General features: G+C 64.1%; 9 protein-coding genes. 1 reads left to right on the plus strand and 8 read right to left on the minus strand.

What is annotated here, in order from left to right:
• Positions 1-242: 242 nt before the first annotated feature.
• Together CH286_RS01110 and CH286_RS01115 are read right to left on the minus strand one after the other, a co-directional pair.
• Entirely contained in the window at positions 243-668 is a 426-nt protein-coding gene (locus CH286_RS01110; protein ID WP_032376623.1) for a PPOX class F420-dependent oxidoreductase, read from the minus strand.
• 95 nt (positions 669-763) lie between these two features.
• Entirely contained in the window at positions 764-2,221 is a 1,458-nt protein-coding gene (locus CH286_RS01115) for an amidohydrolase (protein ID WP_094608085.1), read from the minus strand.
• A 73-nt stretch (positions 2,222-2,294) separates the two neighbouring features.
• Here CH286_RS01115 and CH286_RS01120 point away from each other — a divergent pair, with 73 nt between their 5' ends.
• Positions 2,295-2,729, plus strand: coding sequence for an acyl-CoA thioesterase (locus CH286_RS01120; protein WP_032405017.1), 435 nt, complete (start codon positions 2,295-2,297; stop codon positions 2,727-2,729).
• Here the strand turns inward: CH286_RS01120 and CH286_RS01125 are convergent.
• The 6 genes from CH286_RS01125 to CH286_RS01150 all read right to left on the minus strand — a co-directional run bounded on the left by CH286_RS01125 (position 2,705) and on the right by CH286_RS01150 (position 11,123).
• Positions 2,705-4,651, minus strand: coding sequence for an acetoacetate--CoA ligase (locus tag CH286_RS01125; RefSeq protein WP_094608086.1), 1,947 nt, complete (start codon positions 4,649-4,651; stop codon positions 2,705-2,707). The two genes, CH286_RS01120 and CH286_RS01125, sit on opposite strands and share 25 nt — an antisense overlap.
• 31 nt (positions 4,652-4,682) lie before the next feature.
• Positions 4,683-6,299: an AMP-binding protein gene (locus CH286_RS01130; RefSeq protein WP_094608087.1), complete on the minus strand. Its 1,617-nt coding sequence runs from the start codon at positions 6,297-6,299 to the stop codon at positions 4,683-4,685.
• A gap of 53 nt (positions 6,300-6,352) precedes the next feature.
• Positions 6,353-7,144 carry an ethanolamine ammonia-lyase subunit EutC gene (gene eutC / locus CH286_RS01135; protein ID WP_094608088.1) on the minus strand — a complete coding sequence of 264 codons (792 nt, stop codon included), beginning with the start codon at positions 7,142-7,144 and terminating at the stop codon, positions 6,353-6,355.
• A complete protein-coding gene (locus tag CH286_RS01140) occupies positions 7,141-8,553 on the minus strand; it encodes an ethanolamine ammonia-lyase subunit EutB (RefSeq protein ID WP_032404654.1) in 1,413 nt (470 codons plus the stop codon). Before CH286_RS01140 ends, eutC begins: the two co-directional genes overlap by 4 nt.
• Positions 8,550-10,004: an ethanolamine permease gene (gene eat / locus CH286_RS01145; protein ID WP_032376616.1), complete on the minus strand. Its 1,455-nt coding sequence runs from the start codon at positions 10,002-10,004 to the stop codon at positions 8,550-8,552. The genes CH286_RS01140 and eat overlap by 4 nt, the downstream gene beginning before the upstream one ends.
• A 135-nt stretch (positions 10,005-10,139) precedes the next feature.
• Positions 10,140-11,123, minus strand: coding sequence for a cation diffusion facilitator family transporter (locus CH286_RS01150; protein ID WP_094608089.1), 984 nt, complete (start codon positions 11,121-11,123; stop codon positions 10,140-10,142).
• Between the last annotated feature and the right edge of the window lie 51 nt (positions 11,124-11,174).

Here is an 11,174-nt window from a genome sequence, read left to right on the forward strand (position 1 = left end):
ACGCGCCCCCACCGGCTGCTGAACCAGCAGCGATCGGTGGGCACCGAACACGTCGAGCAAGTTGCTTACTTCGGTCTCTATTTTCTCACCGGCGACAACTCGAAGTTACCTTTCAGTACATATCCGTACCTATGTACAGGACCGTTACAAGTCGGTACCCGTTTCGGGCTCACCCGACACACTCCGACTCGATTCGGCACCCGGTCAATCTACAGTGCCGACCGCGGAGAGATCGTCGGTCGTCATGCCGTCATGTCGAAAGCGGCGATCACCTTGTTCGGCGTCACCCGAACGATCAATTCGCCCGGAACACCGTTCCTGGTGCCGAACTCCTCGGCGCGCTCGCGGCCCATGTACCGGGCCCCGATCTCGGTTGCGGTGCGAACCAGCTCCGCCGGGTCCTCGTCGACGGATGCGATGCCCTGCACCTGGACGAAACCGTACGGTGGCTGCTCGAGATCGACGGTCAGGACCACGCGGGGGTCACGGCGAATCGACTTGCCCTTGGCCGTGTCTGCTCCCGTGTTGAACACGATCTGGTCGCCCTCGACGAGGAACCAGATGGGTGCCACCAGGGGCCTCCCGTCGGAGGCGAGGTACCCGAGCTTGCCGGTGCGGGTTCCCGAAGACAGAAACTCGCGCACACGCGGATCGGTGATCGACGTCATCGCAGTTACGCTACGCGGCCACACCGACAACATCGATCACCCCGCGCGCGCTGTGTGTCCTTCCTGGTACGAGCCGCGCGCCAGACCGGATGCGCCTACACAGCAGCCGCGTGGGTGAGCGCGCCTGCACAGATCGTGGCCCTGATCTCAGTTTCTGGGAGATCGTGCACCGTGCGGTGCTCGGGATGCTCGACGAGCACGACGATGTCCGCCGCGTCCCCGACTCGGAGGGCCCGGCGACCGCCACACGCGGCCTGCAGCGCGGCGTCGAGGGGCACTGCTTCCTCGACGTGCCACGGGGGTCGGTCGTCGTCGGTTCGGAACACCGCTGCGGCGACTCCGGCCAGCGGTTCGGGTGGACTGACAGGGGCATCGGAGCCGAAGAGCAGTCTCGCCCCGCTGCGGTGGAGCGTTCCGTAACCGTAGGCGACCGAGCGACGCCCGGACCACAGATCCTCCGCGATGTCGCGATCGGACATGGCGTGCTGCGGCTGCACCGATGCCGCGACACCCAGTGCGGCGAAACGTCCGATGTCCTCCGGCAGGATCTGCTGAGCATGTTCGATTCGACCACCGCAACCGGCCCGCTCGAACGCGTCGAGTGCGATGCTGTTGGCGCGGTCGCCGATCGCATGGATCGCCGGCACGATGCCACTGCGTGACGCCCGCGAGACGAGCTCGAACAGACTCTCCCGAGTTTCGAGCAACAGACCGTAGGCGTCTTCCCCGTCGATGCCCGGGTACCGGTCGTGGCAGCACGCCGTTCTGGTGTTGAGCGAACCGTCGAGCATCACCTTGAGCGGTCCGCGCCTGATCAGTTCCGAGAGCGCCGAGACGTCGCCGGTCCGCTCGCCGCGTTCGATCGCTTCGTCGAGCCACTGCGGCCATACTGTCGTGTCGACGCGTACTGCGGGAGAACCGGCCGACAGGCGTCGATCCCAGACCGTCCTGTTGTCCGCGAACTCGAAATCGACGACGCCGGTGACTCCGCGGACCGCCAGCGCTGCGGTGGCGTCGAGTACGGCCCGATCGAGTTCCGCCGGGTCTTCCTGTTCCTCGAGTGCCATGACCGCTTCGAGGCCGTCGACATCGCGCAGCACCCCGGTGGGGTGATCGATTCCCAGATCTGCGAGTAACGCCGGGCTCAGCCACAGCGTGTGCAGGTCCATGCTCGTCATGGCCACGCGGGCACCGGGCAGTGCACTCTCGAGCAGATCCTTGTGCGGCTCCTCCGGCCACTGCGCGTCCCGGAAGCCGTTGGCGCGCAACACCGAATCGCCTGCAGTCCGCGCGTAGGGGTACACCAGCGCGACGGCATCGGCCGCCGACGTGGCAGGCCCGACATCGATACGCCGACGCGCCGCCGCCCATTGAGTCAGGTGTACGTGACTGTCCACGAACCCGGGCAGGGCAACCCCACCTCCCCCGTCGAGCACCTCGACGCCGGTACCGCGTGGACTGCCGGCAGGGACGATCGACGCGATGACCGAGCCGACGAGTTCGATGTCGAAGAGCACGCCGGAACCATCCAGTGCGACGTTGGCGATTATCACTCCTGGGACTCTAGAGCGTCGCCACCGTAGTCGCGCATGCCATCCTCAAGCAATGAAAACAGAGCCTGGTGCGATGCAGACAGAGCCGACCGGACCCGTCGGGTATCACGCGACCGTCACAGTGCGCTGGTCGGACATGGACGCATTTGCGCACATCAATCACGCCCGGATGGTCACCTTGCTCGAAGAGGCGCGTATCGAATGGCTGCTCAGTGAGGGCGAGGCGAACGAGAGCTTGATCAAGAGTGCGTTGATCGCCAATGTGGCCATCGCATACAAGAAGCCGCTCCGGCACTCGGACGGTCCCCTCGACGTCACACTGTGGTTCGAGAAGGTGCGAGCCGTCGACTTCACCATCGGGTACGAGGTGCGGGCAGCAGGCGCGGCATCGGATTCGCCACCGGCGGTGGTGGCGACCACCCGGATGGCGATGGTCGACGTCGGTGCCGAGACCTTGCGCCGCATCGCGCCGGAAGAGAAGGCCTATCTCGCCCGCTGGACTCGCTGATATTCGGCCGCCCGGTCGACGAACCACGCCAACGCAGCCGGATCGTCGACGGCGCTGGATTCGAGAGTGCTTGTCGCCGTGGCACCTTGGAAGAGTCGCTTGAGCGGTACCTCGAGCTTCTTCCCGGTTCGCGTGTGCGGGATTGCCGGCACCGCGATGACGTCGTCGGGAACGTGTCGCGGCGACGCCTGCGTTCTGATGATCGATTCGATGTGTCCGCGCAGTTCGTCGGTGAGACCGTCCGGAACGACCACGAACAAGGGCATCCAGTAACCACCGTCTTCCAGCTCGACGCCCAGAACGAGTGCCTCGGTGATCTGGTCCAGTGACTCCACGGCCTGATAGATGTCGGCGCTCCCCATTCGAATACCATTGCGGTTCAGGGTCGAATCGGATCGACCGTGCACGAGAACACTGCCGTGATCGGTGATGGTGATCCAATCACCGTGACGCCAGATTCTCGGGTAGGTGTCGAAATAAGCGTCGCGGTAGCGAGTTCCGTCGGCGTCGTTCCAGAAGTACAGCGGCATCGACGGCATCGGCTCGGTGACGACCAATTCACCGACCGACCCCCGCACCGAGTTGCCGTCCTCGTCGAAGGCGTCGAGCGCAACGCCGAGGAACGGCACGGAGAGCTCTCCGGCCCATACCGGGGCGGTTCGCACTCCCCCGGCGAACGCCGACACGACGTCGGTACCGCCCGAGATGGAGAAGACCGGTATCTGCGCACCGATGTTCTCCGACAACCAGATCGATGAAGATGCAGGCATCGCGGACCCGGTGATACCGACCGCTCGCAGAGCCGACAGGTCGTGATCGGTACCGGGATGCGTGTCGGCCTTGATGCACGAGAGCACATAGCCGGGGCTGATACCGAGGTACGTCACACCCAGCCTGGCTGCTATGTCCCACAGCGCATCCGGCGTGGGGAACGACGGATTACCGTCCGCACAGACGATGGTGGCACCGGTCAGCAGGCCGGCTATTTGGAAGTTCCACATCATCCAGCTCGGGCTGGTGTACCAGAAGAACACATCCTCGGGACCCAGATCGGAGTGCAGGGCAACAGATTTGAGGTGCTCGAGCACCACACCGCCGTGACCGTGCACGATCCCCTTGGGTAGACCTGTGGTGCCCGACGAGAACACGACCCACAGTGGGTGATCGAACGGGACGGCCACCGGTACCAGGTTTCGGCTGTCGGCGGTGGCGTCGGACCAACTCTGCGCCGTTCCCGACGGTTCGCCGATCGTCACCACTGCCCGCAGAGTCGGAAGGCCTTCGACGAGAGCATCGACATCGGCGGCCTTGTCTCGGAACTTCCCTCCGTAGGTGTACCCGGCGGCGGTGATCAGTGCCGTGGGTTCGAGTTGTCCCAGACGATCACGCGCGGCCGAGGCCGAATAGTCCTGCCCACATGCGGACCACACAGCGCCCAGGCTCGCGGTCGCCAAGAAAGCGATCACTGCTTCCGGAACATTCGGGAGATAGCCGACGACGCGATCGCCGCGCCGAACCCCCTTGTCTGTGAGCGTCCCCGCGAGCGCGCCCGCCTGCTCGATCATCTCCGCCCATGTCACGGTCCGGACGGAACCGTCCTCGCGAGCATGGACGATGGCCGCGCGATCGGGGCGAGCATGCCTGATCACCTGGTCCACGTAGTTCAGCTCGGTTCCCGGAAACCACTGCGCGCCCGGCATTCCGCGTTCACCGAGCACGATGGTCGGCTCGGCGGCCGAGCGGATCTCGAAGAAATCCCACACTGCTCGCCAGAACAGTTCCAGCTCGGTCGTCGACCAACGCCACAGCGCCTGATAGTCAGGCAACGTCAGAGGGTGACGTTGCTCGACGAACCGCGCGAACTCGGTCACCCGAGCCTCGGCGAGATCGGAATCCGTCGGCGTCCACAGCGCACTGTCCATGCATGCGAGTATGTCAGCCGAGTGATCGTCGTCAGATCAGTCCGAGCGACCGTTCCCGCATTTCCACCTTGCGTACCTTGCCGGTGACCGTCATCGGAAACTCGTCGACGACGTGCACGTAGCGCGGAATCTTGTAGTGCGCGAGCCGGCCATCGCAGAACGCGCGCAGCGTGTCCGAATCCAGCGGCGCGGCATCGTCTCTCATCCTGATCCACACCATGAGCTCCTCGCCGTACTTCTGATCGGGAACACCGATCACCTGTGCGTCGAGGATGTCGGGGTGGGTGTACAGAAACTCCTCGACTTCGCGGGGATAGATGTTCTCACCGCCGCGAATCACCATGTCCTTGATCCGTCCGGTGATGGCTACGTAGCCGTCTTCGTCCATCACCCCGATGTCGCCGGTGTGCATCCACCCCTGGACGTCGATGGCTTCGGCGGTCTTCTCCGGCTGCTCCCAGTAGCCCAGCATCACCGAGTAGCCGCGCGTGCACAACTCGCCCGCCCCCCCGCGCGGCAAGGTGCTGCCCTCCATCGGGTCGACGATCTTCACTTCGAGATGCGGACCCACACGACCGACGGTGGACACTCGCTGTTCGATGGAGTCGTCGCTTCGAGTCTGCAGTGACACCGGGGACGTCTCGGTCATGCCGTAGCAGATCGACACCTCCGTCATCCCCATGCGCTCGATCACCTGCTTCATCACCTCGGTGGGGCACGGTGATCCGGCCATGATTCCGGTACGCAGACTGCTCAGATCGAAGTCGTCGAAGTTCTCGAGCGCCAGTTCGGCGATGAACATCGTCGGGACGCCGTAGAGCGACGTGCATCTCTCCGATTCCACGGCGGTCAGTGTCGCGACCGGATCGAAGGAGAGTCCGGGAATCACCATCGCCGAGCCGTGCGAGGTACACGCGAGATTGCCCATCACCATGCCGAAGCAGTGATAGAACGGCACCGGAATACACACTCGGTCCTCGGCGGTGTAGTGGCAGAGCTCGCCGACGAAGAAGCCGTTGTTGAGGATGTTCCGGTGACTCAGCGTCGCGCCCTTCGGGAAACCCGTCGTGCCCGAGGTGTATTGAATGTTGATCGCGTCATCGGCACGGAGCTGTTCGGAGACGTCGGTGATCATGTTCGGAGTCTTCGCCAAGGCACGGTGCCCACGATCGGTCATCGCTTCCCATTGAATGCTGCCGATGAACAGAACCTCACGCAGCGACGGCACCTCGGGTCGCGCGTTCTCGATCATCGCGGCATAGTCCGAGCCCTTGAAGTCCTCGGCCGACAACAACACCGACACCCCGGCCTGCTTCAGTACGAATTGCAACTCGTGTGACCGATACGCAGGGTTGATGTTGACCAGCACCGCCCCGATCTTCGCTGTCGCATACTGCGCCAGAACCCATTCGGGACAGTTGGGTGCCCACATCCCCACTCGGTCACCCACCGCGACACCGGCCACCAGCAACCCGGCCGCCAACAGATCCACGTCGGCGACGAACTCCGAATAGGTCCACCGCCGCCCGGAGGCAAGATCGATCAATGCATCACGATCCGAGTACCGCGCCGCAGTGCGATCCAGATTCGCGCCGATCGTGTCGTCCAGAACTGCTGTGTCCGACGCACCGGAAGAATAACTGTCCATGCCCCCACGGTAGTGACCGCCGTCACGCGCAGCCACCCCCGAATAGGGGGATGTCACTCCAGCGTGAGGGCTTCGGTCGCCTCGAGCACATCGGCGCGTGAGGTGTCCTTGAGCGCCACTCCGGACCGTCCGAGCTTTCTTGCCCCGGCCAGGAGGCCCGCTACTATTCGCGCCGACTGTGCGTATCCCTGTCCCTCGGGCGGATGGATATTGGAGATGCAGTTGCGGTCGGCATCGGTGCAGCCCGGCTTCGGCAGATGCGTCAGGTAGATGCCGAGACTGTCCGCAACCGACAACCCAGGGCGCTCCCCGATCAGCACCAGTACCGTCCGCACTCCCATCGCCGCGGCGATGTGATCGCCCAGCGCCACCCGCGCCTCGGTCGCGACCACCGGAGCCGCTATCGAATACCGATCGGCCAGTTCGGCTTTCAACGCCTCGAGCATCGGCACACCGTGATCGGCGAGTGCGCGGGGGGACAACCCGTCACCCAACACGATTCCGATCTCGTCCTCGGAGTTCACCACCGCCGACAGGTCCTCGGGTTGCCGACCGAGATCGGGCCGTCGTAGATACTCCGCACGACTGGTCGCCAACGACGTCACCACGGCCGGCGCACCGAGCCCCACCTGCTCCACCCGGCTCACGAACTCCTCGACATCGAGCGGCATGTGCACCGCATCCCTGGCGGCAGCGTGCGCCGAGCGAAACTCCAGCACCCGGGTGGTCGGCAAGGAATCACCGATACGCCCCAGCCCGATTCGGGCCTGAGTCATCGCTCGCAGCTCGCCCCAGAACTCTACTTCCGGTCGTTCCGCAGGCACAGCTCCTGATGTGTCTGTCATCGCGCACTCATCAAGGCCCGCAACGGTGATCCCGCAGCATCGACGTCCAGAACTCGACCGTCCGCGTCCACCATGCCCAAGCGCGAGAGCCATGACTCGAACTCCGGTGCGGGCCGCAGGCCGAGGACCTGTCGGACGTAGAGCACGTCGTGAAAGCTCAGAGATTGGTATCCGAGCATGACGTCGTCGGCTCCCGGCACCGCGATGACGAATGCAACTCCGGCCGCACCCAGCAGCGTGAGCAACGTGTCCATGTCGTCCTGATCGGCCTCGGCGTGGTTGGTGTAGCAGACGTCGACGCCCATCGGCAGTCCCAGCAGCTTGCCGCAGAAGTGATCTTCGAGTCCGGCCCTGATGATCTGCTTGCCGTCGTACAAGTACTCCGGCCCGATGAATCCGACAACGGTGTTGATCAGCAGCGGCTCCAGATCGCGGGCCACCGCGTACGCACGTGTCTCGAGGGTCTGCTGATCGACCGGTCGGTCACCGGTGCCGATGTGCGCGCCCGCCGACAACGCCGAGCCCTGACCGGTTTCGAGATACATGACGTTGTTCCCGACGGTTCCGCGGTGCAACGATCGGCCGGCCTCGTTGGCCTGCCGAAGCAGCGGAATGTTCACGCCGAAGCTCGAATTGGCTCCTTCGGTGCCTGCGATCGACTGGAAGACCAGATCGACGGGAACTCCCTTGTCGATCAGTTCCATCGTCGTCGTCACGTGCGAGAGCACGCACGATTGCGTGGGAATCTCGAAGCGCTGTCGAATCTCGTCGAGCAGATGCAGCAGGTCGGCTGTGGCCTGAGGCGAGTCGGTTGCGGGATTGATCCCGATGACCGCATCGCCCGATCCGAGCAGCAATCCGTCGAGCGTGGCCGCCGCGATTCCGCGCGGATCGTCCGTCGGGTGATTGGGTTGCAAACGCGTGGTGAGGGTTCCGGGTAGACCTATCGTCGTCCGGAACGCCGACGTCACCTGCACCGCCCGAGACACTGCGATCAGATCCTGATTTCGCATGATCTTGCTGACGGCAGCGACCATCTCGGGCGTCAATCCTGCCGCGACCGATCGCAGTGTCGCTGCCGCGTCGGGCCCTGCGGTCACCTGCAGCAGCCAATCCCGTAGACCTCCTACGGTCAGGTGCGAGACGGCCCCGAATGCGATGCGGTCGTGCGAATCGATGATGAGCCGAGTGACCTCGTCGCTCTCGTACGGAACGAGCAGATCGTGCAGGAAGACATCGAGTGAAACCTCCGACAATGCCCACTGCGCAGCAGCCCGTTCGGCATCCGATTCGGCTGCGCAACCGGCCAACTCGTCACCCGACCGCAGCGGGGTCGCCTTGGCCATCAGGTCCACCAGACCGTCGAACGTGTAGGTGGTACCCGAGACCTGTTGGGTGTAGATCGTCATTCCAGTTCGGCCTCGGCCTCGGCCAGTGCGGCGAACTCCTCGTCCGGCGAATTCGCGACGAGGTGATGCCTGCTGTAGATGCCGAAGTACGCCATGAACGCCACGAACACGGCCAGACACCACAGTGCCGCAGTGGAATCGACGACGAAGGTGGCGACAACGGCGAGTGCCGCGATGATCAACGCGAATCCGGTGGTCACGACACCCCCGGGGGTTCGGTACGGCCGTTCCATGTTCGGCTCGTTGCGGCGAAGCACGATGTGGCTGACCATCATCAGAACGTAACTCAGTGCCGCACCGAAGACGGCCATGTTGAGCAACATTCCGCCCTGACCGGTCAGGGAGAGCAGGAAGCCGATGACGCCGGGCACGATCAGTGCGAGAGTCGGGGCCTTGCGAGAGTTGGTGATGGACAGTGTCTTCGGCAGGTATCCCGCGCGCGAGAGCGCAAAGAGCTGGCGCGAGTACGCGTACATGATCGAGAAGAAGGACGCGACCAATCCGGCCAGGCCGATGTAGTTGACGATCTTGCTCGCCGTTCCGTCACCGAGGGCTTCCACCAACGGGTTTCCCGATTCCTTGACGGCGTCGGCCCCGCCTGCTCCGGTCACCAGAAACAGGACGACAGCACCGGTGACGAGCAGAACACCCATGGCGGCGATGATGCCGCGCGGGACGTTCTTGGTCGGATCCTTGGCCTCTTCCGCGGCCAGCGGCACGCCCTCGATGGCGAGGAAGAACCAGATGGCGAACGGCACGGCCGCCCAGATGCCGAGGTAGCCGAACGGCAGGAATCCCGAGGCCCCGGCAGCATCGGTGGGCGCGATGTCGGTCAGGTTGCTCGCGTCGAACTGACCGATTGCTGCGATGGCGAACACGACGAGTCCGACCAAGGCGATGCCGGTGATGACGAACATGATCTTGAGGGCTTCGCCCGCGCCGGAGAGGTGGATTCCGATGAACACCGCATAGACCACCAGGTAGACCCACCACCCGTCGGTGATCCCGAACAGTCCGAGCGATTCGACGTAGGCACCGATGAACGTCGCGATCGCGGCAGGCGCGATCGCGTACTCGATGAGAATCGCTGTACCGGTGGCGAATCCGCCCCACGGTCCCATGGCCCGGCGGGCGAAGGTGTAACCGCCGCCTGCCGCGGGCAGGGCAGACGACATCTCTGCCATGCCGAGGACCATGGCGAGGTACATACCCGCGATGATGATCGCCGCGATCAGAAGGCCACCGAAACCGCCCTCGGCGAGACCGAGGTTCCACCCCGAGTAGTCGCCGGAGATCACGTAGCTGACTCCGAGGCCGGCCAGCAGTACCCAGCCCGCGGTCCCCTTCTTCAGGGTGCGCTTGGCCAGGTAGTCACCGCCCTCGACGTGCGACTGTGTGCTCTCGTGCGAGCCGGTTTTCGGATGAGACGACTGGGGGTCTACTACGGACATTGCAAGCCTCTCGTAGCCGTTGCGCTCGGAGCGGGTTCACGCCCGAGGGGACGATTCACAACACGTGTGGCGCGCGAATCGGTTCACGATAGGCCCGTGATGTAAGCGCCGCGTCATCGATGAATGACGGGCGAATTACGCCTGGTGCCCCACCGCGTTGATGTCACCGATGTCGCCCTCGTCCGGTTCGGCGACTGTCAGTACCGCGTCCACCACAGCTCTGTTGGTTTCCAACTCACGCTCCAGCCGCCGGAGCGTGTGCGCGATGCGTGATTCTGCGAAATCACCGACGAGATCGACACTCGCCACCACGTAGATCTGTTTGGGACCGACGAACTCGATGCGAACGAACCGGACCGACGCCACCTCGGGGAGTTGCTCGATTCGCTGCACCACCGCATTCCATAATGCTCTCGATCCCGGTTCACCGGTGAGGAATCGGCGGTTTCGATCGATCAGTACGAACGCGACGATTCCGAGAAGTACTCCCACCAGAATGGACCCGATGGCGTCGAAGGCGGCGTTACCGGTCAGTTGGTGCAATCCGATTCCGGCACCGGCGATCACGATGCCGATCAACGCTGCACTGTCCTCTGCGAACACTGCGCGCAGCGTCGGGTCCGAGGTCTCGAGTGCGTAATCGAGAAAGTCCTTGTCGTATTCGGCTGCTTCACCGCGAATCTGCCGAACCGATTGCAGGAACGAGACTCCCTCGAGCAGAAATGCGATGGCGAGCACCACGTACGCGACGAGGTAGTTCTCACTGCTCGATTCGCCGGCGAGCAACGAGGTGATGCCGTGCCACACCGATACCGCGGCACCGGCGACGAAGAGCCCGATGGCTGCGAGTGTCGACCAGAAGTAGGTCTCGCGGCCGTAGCCGAGCGGCCGACGATCGTCCGGCCCGCGTGAACCCCGACGATTGGCGACGAGCAGAAAGATCTCGTTACCGGTGTCGGCCCACGAGTGCGCGGCTTCGGCGACCATCGACGCCGATCCGGTGAACACCGCTGCGAACGTCTTGGCGATCGCGACGCCGAGATTGGCGACGAACGCGATCACCACCGTGCGCAGGCTCTCGCCGCCCTCGGCCGCGTCGCATTTCGATGAGCTCTTCATCGTTCGCACTGTATGCGCTCCGCGCAGTGGTGCGGTCGAGTGCCACCTGCG

It is taken from the genome of Rhodococcus sp. WWJCD1 (assembly GCF_002258735.1).
GTDB lineage: Bacteria > Actinomycetota > Actinomycetes > Mycobacteriales > Mycobacteriaceae > Rhodococcoides.